The organism is Pseudactinotalea terrae (assembly GCF_009733845.1).
In the GTDB taxonomy this organism is placed as follows: Bacteria; Actinomycetota; Actinomycetes; order Actinomycetales; family Beutenbergiaceae; genus Pseudactinotalea; species Pseudactinotalea terrae.
The window spans coordinates 51,962-73,468 of record NZ_WNXZ01000010.1; the positions used below are offsets into that span (position 1 = coordinate 51,962).

20 protein-coding genes are annotated in these 21,507 nt (G+C 72.2%); 11 read left to right on the forward strand and 9 right to left on the reverse strand.

The window, feature by feature from the left end:
- The first annotated feature begins 4 nt into the window (after window positions 1–4).
- The 9 genes from GPA03_RS21585 (at window position 5) to GPA03_RS21625 (ending at window position 8,398) form a co-directional block, all read left to right on the forward strand.
- Window positions 5–1,126: an ABC transporter permease gene (locus GPA03_RS21585; protein WP_241681439.1), complete on the forward strand. Its 1,122-nt coding sequence runs from the start codon at window positions 5–7 to the stop codon at window positions 1,124–1,126.
- Between the two features lie 11 nt (window positions 1,127–1,137).
- Window positions 1,138–2,088: an ABC transporter permease gene (locus GPA03_RS21590; protein ID WP_170296910.1), complete on the forward strand. Its 951-nt coding sequence runs from the start codon at window positions 1,138–1,140 to the stop codon at window positions 2,086–2,088.
- The gene (locus GPA03_RS21595; protein ID WP_156254134.1) at window positions 2,085–2,903 is read left to right on the forward strand and encodes an ABC transporter ATP-binding protein; all 819 of its coding nucleotides are present in this window, start codon (window positions 2,085–2,087) and stop codon (window positions 2,901–2,903) included. Before GPA03_RS21590 ends, GPA03_RS21595 begins: the two co-directional genes overlap by 4 nt.
- A complete protein-coding gene (locus GPA03_RS21600; protein WP_156254135.1) occupies window positions 2,900–3,673 on the forward strand; it encodes an ABC transporter ATP-binding protein in 774 nt (257 codons plus the stop codon). Before GPA03_RS21595 ends, GPA03_RS21600 begins: the two co-directional genes overlap by 4 nt.
- An 82-nt stretch (window positions 3,674–3,755) precedes the next feature.
- Window positions 3,756–5,000, forward strand: a complete 1,245-nt coding sequence (locus GPA03_RS21605; RefSeq protein ID WP_156254136.1) for a metal-dependent hydrolase family protein — start codon at window positions 3,756–3,758, stop codon at window positions 4,998–5,000.
- A complete protein-coding gene (locus tag GPA03_RS21610) occupies window positions 4,997–5,314 on the forward strand; it encodes a TIGR04076 family protein (protein ID WP_156254137.1) in 318 nt (105 codons plus the stop codon). Before GPA03_RS21605 ends, GPA03_RS21610 begins: the two co-directional genes overlap by 4 nt.
- Window positions 5,311–6,351 (forward strand): LLM class flavin-dependent oxidoreductase, encoded by a 1,041-nt coding sequence (locus tag GPA03_RS21615; RefSeq protein ID WP_156254138.1) that lies wholly within the window; start codon window positions 5,311–5,313, stop codon window positions 6,349–6,351. Before GPA03_RS21610 ends, GPA03_RS21615 begins: the two co-directional genes overlap by 4 nt.
- A complete protein-coding gene (locus tag GPA03_RS21620) occupies window positions 6,348–7,994 on the forward strand; it encodes a DUF885 domain-containing protein (protein ID WP_156254139.1) in 1,647 nt (548 codons plus the stop codon). The genes GPA03_RS21615 and GPA03_RS21620 overlap by 4 nt, the downstream gene beginning before the upstream one ends.
- On the forward strand, window positions 7,991–8,398 hold the full coding sequence (locus GPA03_RS21625) for a DUF4440 domain-containing protein (protein WP_156254140.1): 408 nt from the start codon (window positions 7,991–7,993) through the stop codon (window positions 8,396–8,398). Before GPA03_RS21620 ends, GPA03_RS21625 begins: the two co-directional genes overlap by 4 nt.
- Before the next feature lie 21 nt (window positions 8,399–8,419).
- Here GPA03_RS21625 and GPA03_RS21630 read toward each other — a convergent pair whose 3' ends face one another.
- The 5 genes from GPA03_RS21630 to GPA03_RS21650 all read right to left on the reverse strand — a co-directional run bounded on the left by GPA03_RS21630 (window position 8,420) and on the right by GPA03_RS21650 (window position 13,577).
- Window positions 8,420–8,587: a hypothetical protein gene (locus GPA03_RS21630; RefSeq protein ID WP_156254141.1), complete on the reverse strand. Its 168-nt coding sequence runs from the start codon at window positions 8,585–8,587 to the stop codon at window positions 8,420–8,422.
- A 12-nt stretch (window positions 8,588–8,599) separates the two neighbouring features.
- Entirely contained in the window at window positions 8,600–8,764 is a 165-nt protein-coding gene (locus tag GPA03_RS21635; RefSeq protein ID WP_156254142.1) for a hypothetical protein, read from the reverse strand.
- 47 nt (window positions 8,765–8,811) lie between these two features.
- A complete protein-coding gene (locus GPA03_RS21640; RefSeq protein WP_156254143.1) occupies window positions 8,812–9,159 on the reverse strand; it encodes an ArsR/SmtB family transcription factor in 348 nt (115 codons plus the stop codon).
- A complete protein-coding gene (locus GPA03_RS21645) occupies window positions 9,159–9,818 on the reverse strand; it encodes an SRPBCC family protein (protein WP_241681440.1) in 660 nt (219 codons plus the stop codon). Before GPA03_RS21645 ends, GPA03_RS21640 begins: the two co-directional genes overlap by 1 nt.
- Window positions 9,819–9,920: 102 nt before the next feature.
- A complete protein-coding gene (locus tag GPA03_RS21650) occupies window positions 9,921–13,577 on the reverse strand; it encodes an Ig-like domain repeat protein (protein ID WP_156254145.1) in 3,657 nt (1,218 codons plus the stop codon).
- 284 nt (window positions 13,578–13,861) lie between these two features.
- Between GPA03_RS21650 and GPA03_RS21655 the strand changes: the two genes are divergently transcribed.
- Together GPA03_RS21655 and GPA03_RS21660 are read left to right on the forward strand one after the other, a co-directional pair.
- Window positions 13,862–14,305 carry a hypothetical protein gene (locus tag GPA03_RS21655; protein ID WP_156254146.1) on the forward strand — a complete coding sequence of 148 codons (444 nt, stop codon included), beginning with the start codon at window positions 13,862–13,864 and terminating at the stop codon, window positions 14,303–14,305.
- Between the two features lie 45 nt (window positions 14,306–14,350).
- On the forward strand, window positions 14,351–14,860 hold the full coding sequence (locus tag GPA03_RS21660) for a phage tail protein (protein WP_156254147.1): 510 nt from the start codon (window positions 14,351–14,353) through the stop codon (window positions 14,858–14,860).
- A gap of 19 nt (window positions 14,861–14,879) precedes the next feature.
- On the opposite strand, the gene GPA03_RS21665 is transcribed toward GPA03_RS21660, so the two are convergent.
- From GPA03_RS21665 to GPA03_RS21680, 4 genes are all read right to left on the reverse strand, one after another.
- Window positions 14,880–15,968, reverse strand: a complete 1,089-nt coding sequence (locus tag GPA03_RS21665; RefSeq protein ID WP_156254148.1) for an inositol-3-phosphate synthase — start codon at window positions 15,966–15,968, stop codon at window positions 14,880–14,882.
- 7 nt (window positions 15,969–15,975) lie between these two features.
- Window positions 15,976–16,611 (reverse strand): PadR family transcriptional regulator, encoded by a 636-nt coding sequence (locus GPA03_RS21670; RefSeq protein ID WP_156254149.1) that lies wholly within the window; start codon window positions 16,609–16,611, stop codon window positions 15,976–15,978.
- A gap of 215 nt (window positions 16,612–16,826) precedes the next feature.
- Complete coding sequence (locus tag GPA03_RS21675; RefSeq protein ID WP_162458467.1) at window positions 16,827–17,891, reverse strand: substrate-binding domain-containing protein; 1,065 nt, start codon at window positions 17,889–17,891, stop codon at window positions 16,827–16,829.
- 60 nt (window positions 17,892–17,951) lie between these two features.
- Complete coding sequence (locus GPA03_RS21680) at window positions 17,952–21,425, reverse strand: early set domain-containing protein (protein ID WP_156254151.1); 3,474 nt, start codon at window positions 21,423–21,425, stop codon at window positions 17,952–17,954.
- Window positions 21,426–21,507: the final 82 nt, after the last annotated feature.

Here is a 21,507-nt window from a genome sequence, read left to right on the forward strand (position 1 = left end):
CACCGTGACGGGCCCGAACGTCGCTGAGGCGCCCACGACACCCCCGAGCAGCAGCCCGGGGCGTCGCGGGCAGCGGGGACCGCGAGCCGCCCGCGCAGTCCTGGGCTCGGTGCTCCTCGGTTTCCTGCTGCGCCGAGGCGTCATCACGGTCGTGCTCCTCGTGGGCGTCACGCTCGTCTCGTTCCTGCTGATCCAGGCGGTGCCCGGCGACACGATGTCGGCGACCCTGTCCGAGCAGGCGCTGCAGGATCCCGAGATCGTCGCGGCCTATCGCGCCCGCTGGGGTCTGGACGAACCGCTGTACGTGCAGTACCTCGTGTACATGCGCAACGTGCTCCAGGGGGACCTGGGCGTCTCGCAGCAGACCGGCCGCCCGGTGCTGGACGACCTGCTCACCTACGTGCCGGCGACCCTCGAGATCGCGCTGCCGGCGATGCTGCTCTCGCTCGTCCTCGGGGTCGCCATCGGCCTGTACGCCGCGGTCAAGCATGACCGGGCCGGTGACCACGCGGTCCGCGCGGGCACCCTCATCGGGCTCTCGACGCCCCCGTTCTGGCTCGCCCTCGTGGTGCTCTACGTGTTCTTCTACCTGCTGGGCGTCTCACCCTCGGGCGGCCGGCTGTCCACCTGGATCGTGCCGCCGGAGCGGGTCACCGGCTCGGTGGTGATCGACTCCGCGCTCGCAGGCCGCTGGGATGCGGCGTGGGACGCGATCCAGCACACCGCTCTGCCGGTGCTCGTGCTCACCGTGCTCACTGTCGCGATGCTCGTGCGGTTCGTGCGGTCGGCCATGCTCGAGGTCCTCGACGCCGACTACGTGCGCGCGGCACGCGCCAAGGGACTGCCCACCTCAAGGGTGCTGACGGCGCATGTCCTTCGTGCGGGTCTGGTCCCCGTGATCACGGTGTCGGGCCTGGCCTTCGCCTCGATGCTGTCCGGGACGGTGCTGGTCGAGCAGATCTTCAGCTGGCCGGGTGTGGGTCAGTACGCCTTCCGTTCGGCCTCCGCGCTCGACGTGCCCGCGGTGCTCGGGGTCAGCCTCTTCGTCGCGGTCGTCTACACCGTCGTCAACCTCCTGGTCGACCTCGCGTACGGCCTCATCGATCCCCGGATCCGGCTGTCATGACCGAGCCCCGCATGAGCGAGCCCCGCACTCCCGACCTCGACGCCGACCGCCCGGAGCAGGCCGAGGCCGAGCAGCACACCGACGCCCGTGCCGACCGGATCCTCGCGCGCCGCCGCTGGCCGCAGCGCCTGCGCGTGGCCGAGATCCACTCGATCTGGCGCCAGCCCGCGGTGATCGCCGCGGCCGCGATCCTCGCCGTCTGGGTGCTGCTCGCGCTCCTCGCGCCCGTGCTCACCGACGACCCGATCGCGCAGTCGCCGGACCTGTACCAACCGCCGTCGGCCGCGCACTGGTTCGGCACGGACGAGCTCGGCCGCGACGTGTTCGCCCGCGTCGTGCACGGCGCCCGACTCTCGTTGCCGCTGGCGGTGGTGATCGTCGCGTTCTCGTTGGCGATCGGCGGGCTGGTCGGGTTGCTCGCGGGTTACCTCGGCCGCGCCGCCGACGAGATCCTCATGCGGCTCACCGACCTCGTGTTCGCCTTCCCGCAGATCATCCTGGCGATGGCGGTCGCGGCCGCCTTCGGCCCCAGCACCCGGAACGCCGTGATCGCGCTGATCATCGTGTCCTGGCCGATCTACGCGCGCGTGATCCGCAGCGCCGTGCTGAGCATCCGCACCTCCGACTTCCTCGCCTCCTCCCGTCTCCTCGGGGTCGGCCCGTGGCAAGCACTCCGCAAGGACGTCATCCCCAACAGCGTGGGTCCCGCCGTCGTGCTCGCGACCCTCGAGCTCGGCAACGCCGTGCTCATGCTCGCGGCGCTGTCCTTCCTCGGGCTCGGGCCGCGCCCGCCCGCGGCCGAGTGGGGTGCGATGATCGCGGCCGGCTCGCGCGACCTGTCGATCTGGTGGGTCAGCGTGTTCCCCGGCCTGGCCATCCTCACGGTGGTGCTCGCCTTCAACATCGTGGGCGACGCGCTGCGCGACCGCCTCGACCCCCGCACCGCACGGGGTGTCCGATGAGTCAGATCCTGAGCATCGAGAACCTCGCTGTCACGCTGCAGGGCGACCAGCGGGTCATCGAGGACATCTCGCTCGAGGTGCCCGAGGGCGAGATCGTCGGCATCGCGGGCGAGAGCGGCTCCGGCAAGTCGCTCACGGCGGCCGCCCTGCTCGGCCTGCTGCCCGACCGCTCGCAGACGAGCGGGCACGCCTGGTGGCGCGGCGGCGCAGAGCCGCGCGACCTGCTGACCCTCGACCAGCGCTCCTGGAACCGGGTGCGCGGCCGCGAGATCGCCATGGTGTTCCAGGACGCGACCGCGGCGCTGCACCCGATGCTCACGGTCGGCACCCAGATCACCGAGCACATGCGCGTGCACCTGCAGCTCTCGCGCCGAGATGCCCGACGGCGAGCCGTCGAGCTGCTCGACCGGGTGCGGATCCCGGATCCCGAGGCTTCCCTGCGCAGCTACCCGCACCAGTTCTCGGGAGGCATGCGGCAGCGCGTCGCGATCGCCGCGGCGCTCGCGTGCCAGCCCCGGCTGCTGATCGCCGACGAGCCCACCACGGCTCTCGACGTCACCGTGCAGGCCGGCATCCTGCGGCTGCTGGAGGAGCTCCGCGCGGAGACCGGGCTCTCGGTGCTGTTCATCACGCACGACCTGGCGGTACTCGCCGCGCTCACCACGCAGGCGTACGTGTTCCGCGAGGGCCGCGTCATCGAGAGCGGCGCCACCGAGGAGCTCCTGTTCCACCCCCGGCACGAGTACACGAAGACCCTCGTCGCGGCGCGCCCGCAGGCCGACGACTGGGACGAGCCCGAACAGGTCGCACGATGAGCGCGCTGCAGGTGCTCGACGCGCATGTCACCTACCGCTCGCGTGGCCGCGGCATCGTGCACGCCGTGGCAGGGGTGGACCTCGAGGTGGGCCGTGGCGAGATCGTCGGGCTCGTGGGTGAGTCCGGGAGCGGCAAGTCCTCGCTCGCCCGCGCCGTCGTCGGCCTCGAGCGCCTCGCCGGCGGGCAGATCCTTCTCGACGGCGAACCGGTCCAGCCGGTCGGCTGGCGCACCCGGACGGACGTTCGCACCCAGATGGTGTTCCAGAGCCCGTACGCCTCGCTCAACCCACGCCGCACCGTGGGCGCCCAGCTTCGCGACGGCGTCCCCTCCCACGTCCAGGACCCCGCGGCCGAGGTCGCCGACCTGCTCGAGCGCGTCGGCATGCCCGCGAGCGCGGCCGGCCGCTACCCGCACCAGTTCTCCGGCGGGCAGCGGCAGCGCATCGCGATCGCGCGCGCGCTCGCGCCGCGCCCCGAGATCCTCGTCGCCGACGAGCCGGTCACCGCGCTCGACGCCTCTGCCCAGGCCCAGGTGGTGGCGCTGCTGGGCTCGCTGGTGCGCGATCTGGACGTCGGGATGCTGTTCATCTCCCACGACCTGGCCCTGGTGCGGCACATCGCGCACCGGGTCGGCGTCATGTACCAGGGCGAGCTCGTGGAGCAGGGCGAGACCGAACGGGTCTGGCGCGAGCCGGAGCACCCCTACACCCGCGAGCTGATCGACGCCGTGCCCCGGCTCGGCGCAGCCCGCCGTGGTGAGGGCTCATGAGCTGCCCCGCAACAGCCCGGAGGGCGGGCGGAGCAGGCCCACAGACCGCACGCAGGAGGAACCCTGATCGATGGAGCGAGACATGAGTAGCGCTGGATACGTGCTGGCCGGCTGCCGGCTCTGGGACGGCACCGCGGCGGCGACGGCGGACGACCAGGCGCTGTGGGTCGGCCCCGACGGCCGGGTCAGAGCGGTCGGCGACGCCCAGCAGGTGCTCGACGACGCACGCGCTGACGAGGCGCGCGTGATCGACCTGGGCGGCGCCGTCGTCGTGCCCGGACTGATCAACATGCACGTGCACCTCAGCCTCGCGCTTCCCGGCCCGATGGAGGCGGCGGTGCAGGGGCAGAACCTCGCCGAGCTCGCGCTGCACATGGCCGGCAACGGACGCGGCACGCTGCGCAGCGGCATCACCACCGCGCGGCTCGTGGGTGAGGCGCGCGGCGCCGACATGGCGCTGCGCAAGGCGATCCGCAACGGCTTCGTGGACGGCCCGCGCATCTACACGGCCGGCCAGGCGCTGTGCTGCACGGGCGGCCACGGCCACGGCGCCGACGCCCAGGAGGCCGACGGCGCCGACGGCTTCCGCCGTGCCACCCGCGAGCAGCTGCGTGCTGGCGCCGACCTCATCAAGGTCTGCATCTCCGGCGGCATCGCGGGCGAGCACGAGGCGATCGACACCCCGCAGCTGACCGACGACGAGATGACCGCCGTCCTGGAGACCGCGCACGACTGGGGCCGCAAGGTCACCGCACACGCCGGCCCGACGCCGGTGATCCAACGCGCGATCGATCTCGGCCTGGACTGCGTGGAGCACGGGTACGAGCTCACCCGCGAGCTGACCGACACGATGGCCGCGCGCGGCGTCAGCTACGTGCCGACCATCACGGTGAGCCGCTGCGAGGACTTCTTCCGCGCCAACGGCATCCCCGAGTGGATGATCGAGCGCGCGCTGGGAGCCGGCCCCCGCCACTGGGAGTCGCTGCAGAACGCGATCGCCTCCGGCGTCGAGATCCTCATGGGCTCCGACATGCCGCCGCACGCGGACTACGACGAGACCACCGCCACGGTCCGCGAGATGGAGTTCATGGCCGAGGCGGGGATGTCGCCGCGCGAGGTCATGGTCTCGGCCACCTCGGCCGCGGCCGGGTGGCTGAAGGCCGGTGACCAGGTCGGCGCGCTCGCGCCCGGCGCGTTCGCGGACCTGCTGGTGCTCGACGGCGACCCGCTCGCCGACATCTCGGCGCTCCGTGGTCTTCATGCGGTCGTGCAGGGCGGCCGCGCCGTCCGTGACGACCGTGGTCTCGTGGCCGGGGCACGAGCATGAGCAGGGAGACCCGGCTGCACGACCTGAGGGTCGTCGTCGACCGCATCGAGGGTCGGTCGGTGTGCGGCATGGCGGTCGGCGACTCGTTCGACGTCACCTGCTCCAGCCGGATCAGCATCCCCGAGGGCAAGCACGTGTGCCTGTACGCGCTGTCGGCGGTGCTGCCGCTGCTGCCTGCGATGCAGCGCAGCCTCGACGACGGCGACTGGCTCGCCCACGAGAACGAGGTCGCCTGCCCCGACCCGCACGAGCGGCTGATCATGCGGATCGAGCGCACCGGGATGTCGACGATGCCGATGGAGGACCTCACATGAGCACCCGCGCGAGCCACCCGCACGTCAGCGTCGCGCTGCAATCGGTGTGGAGCCCCAGCGAGTACGGCGCGCTCGGCGCGCTCGTCGAGGGGCTCGGCTTCGACGGCCTCTCGGTCTATGGCGACCTCGGCTTCCAGCCGCCGATCCCGGCGCTGCTGGCCGCAGCCCGCACCACCGCCCGGATCACGCTCGGGCCGGCGTGCCTCAACCCCTACCTCACGCACCCGGTCGAGATCGCCGGGCAGGTCGCGGCGCTCGACGAGGCCTCCGGCGGCCGCGCCTACCTCGGGCTGGCCCGGGGGTCGTGGCTGCAGCAGGTCGGCGTGGAGCAGCCCCGGCCGCTCGCCCACCTGGAGGACACCATCGAGGTGGTGCGCCGGCTGCTGGCCGGTGACGTCAGCGGCTACCACGGGCGCGCGTTCACGCTCGAGCCGGGCATGAAGCTCCAGTACGAGCCGCTGCGCCCCGAGGTGGACGTGCTGCTCGGGGTGTGGGGGCCGCGCGGCGCCGAGCTGGCGGGCCGGCTCGCCCAGGAGGTCAAGCTGGGCGGCAGCGCGAACCCGGACATGGTGCGCCTGATGCGCCAGCGTCTCGACGACTCCTCGATCGCCGCCGGGCGCGGCGCCGGCACGGTGCGGGTGGCGGCCGGTGCGGTGACCGTGGTCGATCGCGACGGCGACCGCGCACGCCGGCTCGCGCGCCGCGAGGTCGCGATGTACGTGGACGTGGTGGGCCAGCTCGACGAGACCGTCACGGTCGACCCCGAGCTGCAGGCCCGGCTGGGTGAGCTGATCCGCGAGGGCCGGCTCGACGACGCGGGCGCGTTGCTGCCCGCCGACCTGCTGCGCCGGTTCTGCCTCGCCGGCACCCCGGCGGAGGTGGCCGAGCAGACGATCGAGCTGTTCCGCTCGGGCGCCGACCGAGTGGAGTACGGGACCCCGCACGGCGTGGCGTCGGGTGCCGAGGGCATCCGGCTGCTCGGGGAGCAGGTGCTGCCCGAGGTCCGCAGGGCGATGGAACGGGAGCGTGCGTCATGAGGCGGCTCGGCTCCGCCGGCATGCCGGCCACCGAGGTCGCGGACATCTACCTCCAGGCCCGCTCCGGGGTGGATCCCGAGGCCGCGGCCGCGATCGGCCTGGAGGTCGAGAGCCGGCTCCCCACCTTCTCGCCCGAGGCGTACGACCGCCGGCACTCGGCCGACAAGGCAGCGCTGTACGCGCTGCAGGGCTCGCCGGGGTTGCTTGCCGCGGTGATGCGCGAACGCCTCGAGTCCGAGGTCGAGCTCGACCGGGTCGGGTTCACGCGCCGGCTGCTCGCGCCGCTGGCCACTCCCGTGCACCAGATCCGGCAGATCTTCGACGACCTGCCCACCGGCACCGTCGCCGAGCGGATGCAGGTGCGAGCGCATCTGGCCGCCGTGCCGAACGCGCTCGCCGAGCTCCAGCGCACGCTCGCGGCCGAGACCGAGCGCGGCAACGTGGTCGCGCAGCGCCAGGTGCGCGTGGTGGCCGAGCAGGTCGAGCGCTGGCTCGCGGATGGCCTCTTCACCGGGTTGCTCGACGGCGAGGCGAGCCGCGAGACCGATGCCGCCCGCTCCGCCTTCGGGCGGTTCGCGACGTTCCTGCGCGCATGGGTGCTGCCGACCGCGCCGATCGTCGACGGCGTGGGCCGGGAGGTCTACCAGGTCACCGCGGGCGCGTTCCTGGGTGAGCAGGTGGACCTCGACGCGCTGTACTCCTACGGCTGGGACCTCATCGCCGAGCTGCAGCAGCAGGCGCGCGAGGTCGCGACCGAGATCGTCGGCAACCCCGACGTGGCCGCCGCGGTCGCGCACCTCGACGCCGAACCCGCCGGTCGGGTGGCCGTGGGCGAGCCGCTCCTGCGGTGGCTGCAGCAGCGCATCGACGCCGCTACCGAGATCGCGCACGAGCGCGTGGCGGCGATCCCCGACCGGACCCGCGCCGTCGAGGCCAAGCTCGTAACCGCGCTGTCCGGTGTCATGTACTACAACCCGCCCGACCCCGGGCTCACCCGACCCGGGCGGGTGTGGTGGACCGTGCCCGAGGGGACCACCGCCGTGGCCACCTGGCGGGAGGTCAGCACCGTTCACCACGAGGGCGTGCCGGGCCACCACCTGCAGCACGCGATCTCGCACGAGCTCGCGGGCCTGCACCCGTGGCAGCGGTACCTGTGCCACGTGCACGGCTACGCCGAGGGCTGGGCGCACTACTCGGAGGCACTCGCTGACGAGGTGGGGTTGATCCGCACGCCCGGGGAGCGGCTCGGCCTGGTGTTCGCGCGGTTGTGGCGGGCGTGCCGGATCGTCATCGATCTCGGCCTGCACCTCGACCTGCCGATCCCTGCGGGGGCGCCAGGCCCGTGCGGCGACGCCTCCCGCTGGAGCCCCGAGCTCGGGGCCCAGGTGCTGCACGAGATCGCTCAGGTCGACCCGCAGACGGCGCGGTTCGAGGTGGACCGCTACCTCGGCTGGCCCGGGCAGGCGCTCGCGTTCGCGGTCGGCGCCAAGCTGTGGCGCGACGCCCGCCTCGAGGCCGAGCAGCGGGAGGACTCCGCGTTCGACCTGCGCACCTTCCACACCCGCGCGCTCAGCCTCGGCCCCATGGGGCTCGGTCCGCTCCGGGATGCCCTGCGAACCACCCGCGAAGGAGTGCCCGCATGACCGACGACCCCACCGCCGTCCTGCCCGACCCCGCCCTCGACGAGGTGGCGGGCACGCTCCGCGCGCTCTACCGCGAGCTCGGCAACCGCCCGGCGTTCGATGCGTTCCTCCACCCCGACATCACGATCTGGGAGAGCGACGCCCCCGACCTGTTCACCCTCGCGGGGCTCGACGCGCTCCGCGACGAACGTGCCGCTGCGGGCTCGAGCGGGCCCACACCCGCGTGGGTGCGCCCCGAGCAGATCCGCGTGGACCGGTGGGAGGACTCGGCGGTCGCGCGGTTCGTGCTCCGCGCCCACCACGAGGGCGGCACCGACGAGACGTACCGGGTCACCGACGTGCTGCGACGCGACCAGAGCGGCTGGCGCATCGTCCACCACCACGCGGAGCGCTGGCCGAGCTAGGCGGGCGGTCGGGACCGGCTGTCAGGAGATGCCGCCCTGGAAGGTGCGGCCCTGCTGCTCCTGCCGGGGGTGCACCTTGCCCTGCTGGGTGTAGCGGTCGCTCTCGGCCTGGTCGGGCATCGCGAGCAGGTTGACGAGTTCGCGGATCTTGAGCCAGATCCGCTTGGCGAGCTTCGGCCTGTCGCTCATGGTGCCTCCCCTTCAGGTGGTGACGTCGCGGTGCATCCACAACGTCGGGTCCTTGCTCGTGACCCGGTCACGCGTGCCGCCACGCCAAGCGAGGAGGCGCGAGAGCCAGCGGCTCTCGGGTCCGGCCGGCGCGCTCGCCGCAACGGTGCTGCTGGGCTCGTCCTTGACCTTCTCCATACGTCAGTATGACCCGCCAGAGGGGATCTGTCAGCGGATCGATCAGGTCAGCCGGCACCCGAGGCGTCCGCACGCCGCTCCCGACGGCCTCGTGCGAGCTCGGTCCCCAGGGCGTCCAGACGCTGCGACCAGCCGGCGCGGAGCTGATCGAGATAGGTCTGCACCTCGGTGAGCCCGCCGGGGTCGAGGCTGTAGAGCCGCCGGGTGCCCTCGGGGCGCACGGTGGCGAACCCGTTCTCGCGCAGCACCCGCAGGTGCTGGCTCGCAGCCGGCTGGCTGATGCCGAACTCGGCGCCGACGACGTCGGCGACCTCCCCGGACGCCACCTCGCCCGAGGCGAGCAGCTCCAGGATCCGACGGCGAACCGGGTCGCCGAGGACGTCGAACGCGTGCATCAGCCTGACTGCTCGCCGGAACCGGCCTGAGCCGCCTCCTCGGGCACGACCGTGTAGAAGGTGACGCACGCATCCGCACGCAGCCGAGCCTCGCCGTCGTCAGCTCCTCCGGCCGTGTCGGCGACATACCAGGCCTGCCCGCACGAGCTCACGTACTCGATGCCCTCGGGGGACAGGCTCCACGCCTGTGCGGCCTCCGGGTCCACGCTCGCACCGCTGGCGAGGTGCAGGCCGAGGCCGTGGAGGCCGAGGTCCCAGCCGATCCCCACCGCGCCTGGTCCGAACTGGCGCCAGTGGTCGTTGTCGGTGGCGACGGTGTGGGCGAGGCGCACGGCGGTGGCATCGTCGCCGTCGGCATCCAGCGACACGGTGATCCAGCTCGTGAAGCCGCCGAACTCCCACGTGGAGGAGAACGAGCGCGGCGCGTCGCAGTCCGTGATCGTGCCGCCGGCGTTGCCCTCGAGCTGGTAGCGGCCGCCGAGCCTGAGGTCGCCGGAGACCGGCAGGAACCAGCGGGGCAGGCGTTCGGGGTTGGTGAGGGCGTCCCACACGTCGGCGATCTCGCCGGGGTAGGTGCGCAGGAGCTCGACGACGGCGATGTCCTCGCCCTCGCGGGCCCCGTAGGTGACAGCGTGCTCGGGGATCTCAGGTGTGCTCATGACCGCGATCATTGCGCTCCCGCTTATATAAGTCAAGAACGATTCTTGGCGACGGAGGTGCCGGGCGTGCGGGACGGTGACGCACCAGCCCGCGCGCCGAGGTCATCGTTCGAGCGTGCGCCTACGGCGGGCCAGCAGCAGTGCGCCGGCGGCGAGCAGCAGCGCAGCCAGCGCTGCGGCGGTCTGCGCACCGGCCATACCGGTCGCGGGCATCTCGTCCGCTCCACCGCCTGAGGGCGGAGCAGTACCGCTGCCGCCCGTACCCGGCCCGGTGGTCGGGGCCGGATCACCGCTCGGTGGGTCGGTCGGCTCGACCGGCGTCTCGGTCGTGGGCTCGGTCGGCGCAGGCGACACCGCGACTGCGATCACCAGGTCACCACCGCGGCTCCCGTCGCGGTCGACAACCCAGAAGGTGGCCTCGTACGAGCCGGCCGTCGCGTAGGTGTGGCTCACCGGCGGGTCGGCCGGGCCGACCACCTCGAGCACCGGCGAGCCGTCGCCCCAGTCCACCCGGTAGGTGAACAGCTCGGCCATATCGGCGCTCGACGGGTCGTCCGCGCTCACCTTGAGCGTCAGCTCCTCGCCGACGACGGCGGTGCGCGGCCCGTCGACGATCGCCTCGGGTCCGGTGTTGCTCACCTCGATCGCCGCCTCCGCGGTGGCGGTGAGGCCGTCGACCTCCGCGCGGGCGGCGACCGGGTAGGCGACCGGGCCGTCGTCGATGCCGAACGCCTCGAGCTCAGCCCAGGTCAGCATCGGCTCGAGACCCGTCGCGTCGGAGAAGTCGCCGTCGCCGTCGAGATCCCACGAGAGATTAGCGGCAGCGCTCGAGCCCGCCGCCGAGAGCGTGAGGCCATCGCCCTCGCTGATCGCGTAAGGGCCGCCGGCGGTGACCACCGGCAGCACGTCGATGCCGGTCGCGTCGTCGCTGCTGAGGAAGCCGGGGTCCGGGTTGTACGTCGCGGTGATCGTCCGAGCACCCGCGGGCAGCGGCGTGGTGAGCGTGGCCGTGCCGTCGACCAGGGCGACTGTGCCGAGCGAGTCGTCACCGTCGGAGAAGGTCACGGACCCGGTCGGGGTGGCGCCGGTGGCCGTGACCTCGGAGGTGAGCACCACGTCCTCGCCGTCGGTCGCGGTGGCGGGCGCGCTCAGCGTCGACGTCGTGAGGCGATTGACCAGGACGTCGACGGGCTCGGCCGAGCTGTCCGCCCACGGGTCGACGCCGGTGTAGGTGGCCTCGATCGTGTGGTTGCCGCCGGCGAGCCCGGTGACCGTGAACGTCACGGTGCCGTCCACCCCAGGCGTGCCTGCAGGCAATGCGGGACCGCCGTCGACCGAGTAGCTGACCGAGCCGTCGTCGACAGGATCGCCGCCGGCCGTGACCGTCGCGGTCACCTCGAGGTCGTCGCTCTCGGTGATCTCGGTGGGTGCGTCGAGCACGATCCCGGTCGTGGCGAGCACCACGACGGAGAAGGAGGTCCCCGACGGCATCCAGCCATCGCCGCTCCCGCCGTAGGCGATGGCCACCTCGTGCACGCCCGGTGCGAGCCCGGCGATCGAGAACGCCACCTCGCCGTCGGCGTCCACGTCGCCGGCGGAGATCGGGTCGCCGCCGTCGACGGTGTAGCCGACGGAGCCGGCGGCCACCGTCTCGGTGCCGGCGAGCGGGGAGACCGTGACGACCACGTCCACGTCCTCGCGCTCGGCGACCCTGTCCGGTGCCACGGCCTGCGTCTCGGTCTCCTGCTGGACCAGCACGGTCAGCGGTGCGGCCACGGAGTCGGTCCACCCGTCGGCACCGGTGTAGAACACCAGGATCGAGTGGCTGCCGCGCGGCAGGTCGGCGATGCGGATCTCGACCTCGCCATCGCTGTCCGGCGTGCCGGCCGGAACGGTCGATCCGCCGTCGACGGAGTAGCTCAGGGATCCGGCGTCCACAGGGCCGTCGGGGGCTGAGACCGTCGCCGAGACGACCGCGTCCTGGCCGAGCATGATCGTGGGGTCGGCGCTCGCGGTGAGCGAGGTCTCCGACTGCGCGAGCACCGTGACGGGCTCGGCGGTGCTGTCGGCGAAGCTGTCTGCGCCCGTGTAGGTGGCCTCGACGACGTGGCTGCCGCGCGGCAGGTCGGCGAGCGTGAAGGTGACCTCACCGTCGGAGTCCGGGGTGCCGGCGTCGACCGGGGTGGCGCCATCGAGGGAGTAGCTCACGGTGCCAACCCCGACAGGTTCGCTGTCGGAGGTGACGGTGGCCGTGACCGCGACGTCGTCACCGGCTGCGACAGTTGCCGGGGCATCCAGGACGATGTCGCTGGGGCTCGTGGTGGTCAGCTCCAGGCACCAGTCGCCGTTCTGCAGCGCACCGCCATCACCTGTGGCGTTGTCGACCACGAACAACGACCAGGCGCCGTTGGGCTCGGTGCCGCCGAACGCCTCGGCGAAGGTCGTGGCGTCGGACGGCTCCGGCGCGGGTGCGGGGAAGGTGTCGTGGACGTTGTCCAGGTCCGTGGGGAGGTAGGTCCCCGGCCCGGTCAGCTCGACCAGCTCGGCGCCGCTGTCGGCGAACGCCACCGCGGTCGCGGTCGCGAGGTTCCCGGGCACGTCGCTCATCAGCATCAGCGTGTCGCCGCTGGGTGAGCGCAGCATCACGTCCAGGTCGGCGGTGCTCGAGTGACTCAGCCCGGGCAGCCGGACCGCGACCTCAGCGACCGTCCCGGGCGCGCCGTCCACGAACACCTGGAGCGGGTAGGCCGGGGGCGTGCCCACATCCGGCAGCACGGTGGCGCCGGGGTTGCAGTAGAGGTTCCCGGACACCTCGGTCGGGTCGTCGGCCACCAGCTGGAACGACGTCGAGCTCGGTGCGTAACCCGCCGCGGGCTCGTAGGTGGCGACCCACTCGTTCCGGCCCTCGGAGGGCCACGGGTCCAGGACGAGGGTCGCCCGCCCGTCCTCGTCGAGGGGCTGCCCGGGGTAGCCGACGAGCCCGACGTTGTCGAAGCTCACCGTGCCCTCGGTGACGGGGATCCCGTCGGCGGTCACGAGGGCCGTCAGGGTGATCGGGCTCCCGGTGAGCGCGGGGTTCGGGCTGACGGACGCCGTGATCTGGGTGGCGACGGTGTCCTCAGCCGTGGTGACCGTGAGGGACCAGCCACCGGCGATCAGACCGTCGTCGCCGGTGGTGTCGTCGACGACGTACAGGGACCAGGTGCCGTTGGGGTCGATGCCGCCGAAGGCGTCCCCGAGGCTGGTCGAGGAGCTGGGGGTGCCGCCCGCGCCGGGGAAGGTGTCGGCCCCGGGGTCCGTGTCACGCGGTGCGTAGGTGCCGGTCGGCAGCACGCCCTCCGTGGGGAACGCCGCGCCGCCGTCGGCGATCGTGATGTCGCTCCCGCTGGCGCTGAGCGCGAAGGTCTCTTCACCGACGTCGGACATCACGACCATGCTCGTGCCGTTCGGGGCGAGCAGGAGCACGTCCACGTCGTTGACGAAGAGGTGGCTGACGCCGACGAGCTCCACGGAGACGTCGGACACCAAGCCGGACATCCCGGCCACCTCGACCTGCGAGGGGTACGGCGTCGCCGGAGCCACCGTGCCGGGATCGGTGGGGGAGACGATCGTGATCGGCGTCGAGCTGCCGAACGTCGTCGGGCCGTCGGCCTGCGCCGGTGGTGCCAGGGTGGCCGCGCCCACCCCGGTGAGAGCGAGCGCCGCCGCTGCTACCGCAGCAACACGCGCCCGCAACGACAAGCCAGTCTGCTCCCGCATCTACGGCCTTCCCCGACCCGCCCAGGACCGCCATCGACCCCAGGTGCACCACCCTGCGCGCACGCGCAGGCAGCGCACATCCTCGCGGTTCGCGAGCGCGGCGCGCCACGGTTGAGCGCCGGCAGCCAGGTATTGAGACCGCTTTGTGACATTTCAGCACTCGGACTCGCATCTCGACCCACGGACGTGGCGCGAAGGGCGTCGACGGCACTAGTGTGCGCCACGTCGGGGTCGTACGTGGCGATCCCTCGGGATGTCGCGCCGCCGCGACAGGAGCGAGAGTCATGGTCGGGGTCGGACGGCGTGTGGTGCTGCGAGGAGGGCTCGCTGCTGTGCTGCTGCCCCTGACCGCAGGTGCCTTGGTCACCGCGAGCGCGGCCTCGCCCGCTGCGATCGGCATCGGTGCCGTCCGCCGCGGCGTGCTCGAGGCGGCGGTCGGCGCTGCGATCCGCGTCCTCGGTGTCGAGGGGGTGGTCACCGGCACGCTCGACCGAGTCGACGACCTCCTGCAGGCTCCCGCCGGCCATCCGCACGCCTTCGCCGCGCGGTTCCTGCTGGACAGCGACGCCCGGGCGCTGCTCGAGAGCGGCTTGGTCGACGTGCTGCTGCCGGGAGCGCGGGTGACAGGCGTCGGGCTTCACCTCGTCGACGGCGACGACGGCGCCGTGGCCGTGATGCACGTCGACCGCCGTCCCGTCTCCGAGCACCGGGTTGCTCTGACCCCCTGACGCCCTACCCCCATCACACACGACTCAACGACAGGAGCTCAGGCCGTGGAGGTCTACCTCGGAACCATCCAGCTGTTCGGTTTCAGCTTCGCCCCGCGCGGCTGGGCGATCTGCAACGGTCAGCTGCTCTCGATTGCTCAGAACTCGGCGCTGTTCTCGCTGCTCGGCACCTACTACGGCGGTGACGGGCAGACCACGTTCGGCCTCCCGGACCTGCGCGGACGGGCGCCGCTCGGCCAGGGCCAGGGCCCGGGTCTGTCCCCCTACTCGATCGGACAGGTGGGAGGGCAGGAGCAGGTGACCCTGCTGTCCTCGCAGATGCCCCCGCACGGGCACGGCGTCGCAGCCGCCACCGCCGCCACCTCCAAGTCTCCGTCCGGAAACCTGCCGGCGGTCGCGACCGGTGGTGCTGCCTACGGCACGAGCGCGAGCCAGTCGATGTCGCCCGCCATGGTGCAGCCGAACGGCGGCGGCCAGCCGCACGAGAACCGACCGCCGTACCTGGTCGCGAACTGGTGCATCGCCCTTCAGGGGATCTTCCCCTCGCGCGACTGAGCCTGAGCCGGTCCTGGCGCTACTCCTCGCCGCGGATGAAGGCCTCGACCTTGGCGCGGGCGGTCTCGTCGTCGTACTGCTCGGGGGGCGACTTCATGAAGTAGCTCGACGCGCTCAGGATCGGGCCGCCGATGCCGCGGTCCTTCGCGATCTTGGCTGCGCGCAGCGCGTCGATGATGATGCCGGCGGAGTTGGGGGAGTCCCACACCTCGAGCTTGTACTCGAGGTTGAGCGGCACCTCTCCGAACGCACGGCCCTCGAGGCGCACGTACGCCCACTTGCGGTCGTCGAGCCACGCCACGTAGTCGCTCGGCCCGATGTGGACGTTGCGGTCCTCCTTCTTCCCCGCCAGCGGGCCGTCGTGGAGGTTCGAGGTGACGGCCTGGGTCTTGGAGAGCTTCTTGGACTCCAGCCGGTCGCGCTCGAGCATGTTCTTGAAGTCCATGTTGCCGCCGACGTTCAGCTGGTACGTGCGGTCCAGCACCACGCCGCGGTCCTCGAACAGCTTCGCCAGCACGCGGTGCGTGATCGTCGCGCCGACCTGGGACTTGATGTCGTCGCCGACGATCGGCACCCCGGCCGCGCGGAACTTCTCCGCCCACTCGGGCGTGCCCGCGATGAACACCGGGAGCGCGTTGACGAACGCGACGCCCGCGTCGATCGCTGCCTGCGCGTAGTGCTTCGCCGCGTCCTCGGACCCGACCGGCAGGTAGCAGATCAGCACGTCGGCCTTCGCGTCGCGCAGCGCCTGCGCCACGTCGACCGGCTCGGCGTCGGACTCGGTGATGGTCTCGCGGTAGTACTTGCCCAGACCGTCGAGCGTGTGGCCGCGCTGCACCGGCACGTTCAGCGGCGGCACGTCCGCGATCTTGATCGTGTTGTTCTCGCTCGAGGCGATCGCCTCCGACAGGTCGAACCCGACCTTCTTGGCGTCGACGTCGAACGCCGCCACGAACTCGATGTCACGCACGTGGTACTGGCCGAACTCCACGTGCATGAGGCCGGGGACCTTGGCACGCGGGTCGGCGTCGGCGTAGAAGTGCACGCCCTGGACGAGCGAGGCGGCGCAGTTGCCCACGCCCGCGATGGCGACTCGGATGGAACCCATTCTGCGTCTACTCCTTGGTGGTGTCCGACGGCGTAGCCGCCGGGTGGGTGGGTGAGGTCGGGTTGGCAGGTGATGTCGTTTGCTGTGAGTCGGTGGTGTTCCGGCGCTCGTGGGTGATGAGGTCCTCGAGCCAGTGCACCTCGCGATCGATCTGCTCGAGGCCGTGGCGCTGCAGCTCGAGTGTCCACGCGTCGCGGCGCTCGCGGCCCGCCTGCATGTGCTGCCGCATGCCCTCGCGGCGCTCGAGCATCCGCATCCGCCGGCCCTCGAGGATCCGTAGCCGGACCTCGGGCCCGACGGCGTCGAACAGCGAGAACCGCACGTCGAAGTGCTCGTCCTCCCAGGAGTCCGGGCCGGCGCTGCCGAGGGTGCTCGCCAGGCGTTCCTTGCCCTCGGCCGTGAGCTGGTAGACGATCCGCGTCCGCTTCCCGGCGAGCGCGTGCGGGAGATCGGCCGTGTCGATCGCCTCGATGTGGCCGGCCGCGGTCAGGTTCTTCAGAGCCGGGTACAGCGAGCCGTACGACAGTGCACGCACGAGCCCCAGCGTGGCGTTGAGCCGCTTGCGCAGCTCGTACCCGTGCAGGGGTGAGTCCTGCAGTTGGCCGAGGATGGCCAGCTCGAGGACGTCGGATCGTGCGCGCATCGTCACCAGATCGTTGGGCACGCTCGACCAGATGTCGAGCGGATATATCGAATTGATACATCCTCAAGCTGACAAAGTCAACATATGTCACGTCAGACGGGTTGCGCCAGGGCGAGGCGTGAGATCGCACCGGCACGGTGAGATCGACCTTTGCGACGTGCGATCTCACCGTGGATGTGCGATCTCACGGCGGAGGGTGCCGTGCGACCGGCTGATCAGGCGCGGGTGGGCGTGCGGACCCTGAGCTCAGGGGAGAGCTCGAGGCTCGACCAGGCGCGGGTGGCGCCGCCGCGCATCCGGGACAGCACGCGCTGCAGGCACAGCTGCGCGCCTGCCTCGCCGACCTCGTAGCGCGGTGGTGCGACCGCGGTCAGCGGTGTCGCGCACAGCGCGGCGACCTCGTCGTCGTAGGCCACGATCGCCAGGTCCTCCGGGATGCGCACACCGGCGTCCTCGGCGATGTCCACCAGGCCGATGGCCACCTCGTCCGGGAGCACCACGACGCCGTCGACCTCACGTGCGGTGCACCGCCGCACGAGCTCCTGCAGCACCCGCTGCTGCGCGGCCGGCGGGGCGTCGGCGTCGGGAAGTCCCAGCTCCTCGGCCCCGAGTCCCGCTCCGGTGAGCGCCCGGGCGACACCGGCGCGGACCAGCGGTGCGGTCGGGCCCGTGCGGGTGGCCACCACCACGCGCGAGCACCCGCTCGCCAGCAGATGCTCGGCGGCCAGCACGCCGCCGACCTCGTGATCGCACCGCACCGAGTCCAGCGCCCCGTGCCAGGGCGAGCCGTCGAGGCTGCGCTCGAGCACCACGACCGGCGGCGCGGCCGAGGCCAGCAGCTCGTACGTGGCTGCGTCGTCAGCCGCATGGGCCGACGGCGTGACCAGCAGGCCGTCGACGCCCCGCGCGAGCAGCCGCCCGATCTGCTCGCGCTCGCGGTCGGGCGCGTAGTCGGAGACCGCGAGGACCAGTCGCGCCCCGGCCTCGCCGAGAGCGGCGCGCGCGCCCCGGATCACGTCGGGGAAGTAGTACGTCGCCGACGGCACCACCATCCCGATCGTCGCGACCGGTGCGCTCGTGCGCGACAGGGCCACGCGCTCGCCGGCGGCCACGGCGCCGCCGTGCACGCGCCGCAGAAGCCCGGCTGCCTCGAGATCGGCGAGGTCGCGCCGGATGGTCATGCCCGATGCCGCGACACGGACCGCGAACTCCTCGGTGCGGACAGCGCCGTGCACCCGGAGCTCGCGCAGGAGCTGGGCACGCCGCTCGGCAGAGAGCATGCGCACATTGTGCGCAACCCGATCACCCATGCACGCAAGGGACGCGCGCCCCGACCCTTCTCAGCGCACCCGCACGGTGATCGGCGCCGACTCCGTGGTCCCCGCCTCGTTGATCCACTCGACGCGGTACACGTAGCTGCCCGCCGGTAGCGCATCGGCGCGGTAGGTCATGCGCTGGTGCGACGGGGTCGCGGCGACCAGATCGCCCTCGGCCACGAGGTCCTCGCCCTGGAACAGCCGGTAGCTGTCCGCGTTCGTGCCCCACCACAGGTCGGCTGTGACGGTGAACGTGCCGTCGCCGTCCCTGTTGTCGTGGCTGAGCACGGGTACCCCCGGGGCGGCGTCGGTGACCTTGACGGTGAGCGGCGCCGTCGTCGTCCGGCCTGCGCTGTTGATCAGCTCGGCCGCGTACACGTAGCTGCCGTCGATCCGTCCCGTGATCGGGAACCCGACCTGCTGCGCGTCCGGCGTGCCGGCCTGCACGTGCTCGGACGCGATCAGCGTGCCGTCCTCGTACAGGTGGACCCGGCTGGCGTTGCTGCCCCACCACAGGTTCATCGTGATCGTGTAGTCACCGTCGCGGAGCCCGGTGTCCCAGCCGTTGTCACTGCTCAGCACGCCGACGGCGGGGGGCTGCGTCGCGCCGTCGTCGTCGGCCGGGAAACCATCCTCGACCGCGCCGAGGTCCGCCAGGTCGATGACGCGGCCGTCGAGGTAGATGACCCCGTCGACGACCTCGGCGGTGAGCGGTCCGGCCTCGGACGTGGCGAGCACGATCCGGAACTCAGCAGACTGCCCGGTGCGGGTGAGCCGCAGGGTGTGGTCGATGACCTGCACCTGCAGCCCCTCGCGATCGGGGACGAACCCGGAGAGCGTGGCGCCGTCGGGATTCGTGAACGTGAACAGCGGCTCACCGGGCGCGCTGTCCGGGAACGTGGCGATCGCCACCGAGTCCTCAGGGCGCAGCTGCCAGTCCCAGTCGTGGGACTCGTCGTCGGCGAAGGTGTCGTGGATCGCGACGATCGCCTCAGCCGCCCCACCCGGGGCGAGGTCGACGACCTGCTCGCGCTCCGCCGCCCGGACCTCGAAGTTGGCCGAGCCGTCCAGGTGGACGTAGCCACCGCCCTGGTCCTCGAAGGATCGGGACGCGAGCGTGACCCCCTCGCCGCGCACGGTCTCGTACTGGTTCACGTACTGCTCGAGCTCGCCGTCGACGAGCGGCTTGCTCCACAGCAGCGGGTCGTGGACCTTGCCGCCCTGCAGCGCCCAGGACGTGTCGTGGCTCATCCACGACAGCGCGAACGTCTCGGCTGCCGACCAGCCCTTGTGCTGCACGTTGCGGTTCGACGTCGAGATCAGGGTGTCGTCGACGTCGGCGAGCTCAGAACGGAACGCGTAGAAGCCCGCCTCGTCATCGAGCAGCGCGGTGCGAGCAGCCGCCGCGCTGAGATCGGCCGGGTCGCCGCTGACGCCCTCCGGGTAGTAGAGGACCGCGAACATGCTGTGCACGTCGTCGAACGGTGCGGCGGCGGAGTCGACGCCCTGCAGCTGGTCGTACAGGTGCACGAGCCCAGGCAGGGCGTCCGCCGGCGCGGTGGGGAACAGCAGCGGGAAGGTGCCGCTGACCTGCTTGCTCGGCCCGGAGACGCCGAACTGGAGCACGTCGGCATCCGCTCGCGAGCTGACCACGTGCAGGGTCAGGTTCCAGAAGTCGACGGCGGCGAGCGGGGCGTCGAGCGCGAGCACGCCCGCGTCGTGGGCCATGAGCAGGGACGGGAACAGGTACAGCTGCGCGTAGTGGAAGTAGTCCCAGCCCTCCTGGGTCCAGCCGGTCTCCGTGTACCCCTCCTGCAGATGGCGCGTCACCTGGTTGATCAGGTAGGTGATCCGCTCGTCGTGGGTGCCGAAGTCGCCGTCACCGCGTGCGGCCAGCAGCAGCGCGAGCTCGGTGCCGTGCGTGACGGCCACCCAGTTGGAGGCGCGGTCGGCGCCGTCGAGCGTGTCATGGTGATAGGTCGAGAGCAGGTCGGTGGTCCGCGTCATGAGGTCACGCACGTCGGCGCGCTGCTGCTCGGTCCAGCCCGCGTGGGCCAGGTCGTAGGCGGGCGCGAGGTTGAGCGCCCCGCGGCCCAGCTCCAGACCCATGTTGGTCTCGCGGGCGACGATCCAGTCCGCGCCGGCCATGACGGCGTCATAGGCCGTCTGCGCGTACGCGGGATCGTGCGTGACCGCGTACGCGAACGCCGCGTCGCGGGCGCGGTAGAGCTCGGTCGCCGAACCCGGGTAGGCGGCGCCGGTGCCGTCGAGGCGTGCGATCAGCGCGTCCCACGCGCCGCCGACCGTCGGGGCGCCGCTGGCGAGGTCGGCCTGGATGCGGGCGACGACGTCGGCGTCGACGAGCGTGCGCGGGTGCTGCTCCGCGCCGACGACGGCTCGCGCCAGCTCGGTGCCGCCCGAGCGGAGCACGACCACGGAACCCGGCGCGGCCCCGGGTGTCTCGACACTGCCCTGGTAGCCGGTCACCGGCACCGGGGCGAGCTCGCCCACCTGGACGCTCAGCTCGCTGGTGGGGTCGCCGTCGGCCACTGCCCAGCTCACGTGCGTGGCGTCGCCCTGCTGCAGGGCGGTGACGAGGCTGAGGACGGTGCGGTCCGCGAACGTGGCCGCGGTCGTGGTCGTGGCCGGTGGGGTCGTCTCGAGCACCGAGCCGTCGGCATCGAGCGCCTGCACGAGATAGGTGTAGGTGGTGCCCGGCGCGGCGGTGGCATCCGCCGTGGTGGGTGCCAGTGCGTGCTTGAGCAGGTTGCCGGTGCTCGCCGGCGGCGCAGCGGAGCCCTCGGCGCGGTAGATGGCGTACCGGTCGGCGGCGTCGTCCTCGAAGCTCCAGGTGAGCTCGACCGGGCCGCGCGCGCTCGGTGACGCCGTGAGCGTGGCCGACGCCCCGACCGTCTCGGTGATGGTCAGGTCGGCGAACCACACGGTGCCGCCCGCACGGTCGAGCATCGGCTCGATGGAGATCCGTGCGGCGGTCTCGGGCAGCACGAGGCCGGTCGAGTACGTCCGCCAGTCGAAGGTGCCGGTTACATACGGCCCGGCGCGCACCGGGAGCACGACCTTGCCGGCGCTGTCGTAGGCCTGCACGCGCAGCATGCTGAAGCCACCGGTGAGGCCGTCACCGCGCACCCAGCCGGTGAGCGTGAGCTCGCGGGCGATCGAGGCGTCGATGTCGATCCGCTGCGTGAGCGCGAGCCGTGCATCGGGACCGGAGACCGAGGTGATCGCGACCGCAGGCCCGCCGGTCGGGCCGGCGTCCTGGTCGACCGTCACGGTGGCGGTGCCCGCAGGTCTCCAGGTGCCCCACCCCGCGGGGATGCCGTTCGTGCCCACGTCGCCGAAGGAGGGGTTGGTGATGACCGGCACATCGGCGGCCTCGGCGGGAGCGGCGACCGCGGTGGCGGCGCCGCCGATCAGCGCGGCCGCGACCAGGCTCGCCAGCGCGGAGCGCACACGGGTGCGCATCGACCTCGACCTCATCACGAACCTCCTTGGCGGCGACAGGTTCGATCGATGGTGGCACCGCCTCAACGAGACCGCACCTATCTGAACAGAACTGAAC

What these genes read in the sequence shown, in the direction of transcription:
- GPA03_RS21590 (WP_170296910.1), top strand. Translation starts at nt 1,138, where the DNA reads ATGAGCGAGCCCCGCACTCCCGACCTCGACGCCGACCGCCCGGAGCAG.
- GPA03_RS21595 (WP_156254134.1), top strand. Translation starts at nt 2,085, where the DNA reads ATGAGTCAGATCCTGAGCATCGAGAACCTCGCTGTCACGCTGCAGGGC.
- GPA03_RS21600 (WP_156254135.1), top strand. Translation starts at nt 2,900, where the DNA reads ATGAGCGCGCTGCAGGTGCTCGACGCGCATGTCACCTACCGCTCGCGT.
- GPA03_RS21605 (WP_156254136.1), top strand. Translation starts at nt 3,756, where the DNA reads ATGAGTAGCGCTGGATACGTGCTGGCCGGCTGCCGGCTCTGGGACGGC.
- GPA03_RS21610 (WP_156254137.1), top strand. Translation starts at nt 4,997, where the DNA reads ATGAGCAGGGAGACCCGGCTGCACGACCTGAGGGTCGTCGTCGACCGC.
- GPA03_RS21615 (WP_156254138.1), top strand. Translation starts at nt 5,311, where the DNA reads ATGAGCACCCGCGCGAGCCACCCGCACGTCAGCGTCGCGCTGCAATCG.
- GPA03_RS21620 (WP_156254139.1), top strand. Translation starts at nt 6,348, where the DNA reads ATGAGGCGGCTCGGCTCCGCCGGCATGCCGGCCACCGAGGTCGCGGAC.
- GPA03_RS21625 (WP_156254140.1), top strand. Translation starts at nt 7,991, where the DNA reads ATGACCGACGACCCCACCGCCGTCCTGCCCGACCCCGCCCTCGACGAG.
- GPA03_RS21630 (WP_156254141.1), bottom strand. Translation starts at nt 8,587, where the DNA reads ATGAGCGACAGGCCGAAGCTCGCCAAGCGGATCTGGCTCAAGATCCGC.
- GPA03_RS21635 (WP_156254142.1), bottom strand. Translation starts at nt 8,764, where the DNA reads ATGGAGAAGGTCAAGGACGAGCCCAGCAGCACCGTTGCGGCGAGCGCG.
- GPA03_RS21640 (WP_156254143.1), bottom strand. Translation starts at nt 9,159, where the DNA reads ATGCACGCGTTCGACGTCCTCGGCGACCCGGTTCGCCGTCGGATCCTG.
- GPA03_RS21645 (WP_241681440.1), bottom strand. Translation starts at nt 9,818, where the DNA reads ATGAGCACACCTGAGATCCCCGAGCACGCTGTCACCTACGGGGCCCGC.
- GPA03_RS21650 (WP_156254145.1), bottom strand. Translation starts at nt 13,577, where the DNA reads ATGCGGGAGCAGACTGGCTTGTCGTTGCGGGCGCGTGTTGCTGCGGTA.
- GPA03_RS21655 (WP_156254146.1), top strand. Translation starts at nt 13,862, where the DNA reads ATGGTCGGGGTCGGACGGCGTGTGGTGCTGCGAGGAGGGCTCGCTGCT.
- GPA03_RS21665 (WP_156254148.1), bottom strand. Translation starts at nt 15,968, where the DNA reads ATGGGTTCCATCCGAGTCGCCATCGCGGGCGTGGGCAACTGCGCCGCC.
- GPA03_RS21670 (WP_156254149.1), bottom strand. Translation starts at nt 16,611, where the DNA reads ATGCGCGCACGATCCGACGTCCTCGAGCTGGCCATCCTCGGCCAACTG.
- GPA03_RS21675 (WP_162458467.1), bottom strand. Translation starts at nt 17,891, where the DNA reads ATGCTCTCTGCCGAGCGGCGTGCCCAGCTCCTGCGCGAGCTCCGGGTG.
- GPA03_RS21680 (WP_156254151.1), bottom strand. Translation starts at nt 21,425, where the DNA reads ATGAGGTCGAGGTCGATGCGCACCCGTGTGCGCTCCGCGCTGGCGAGC.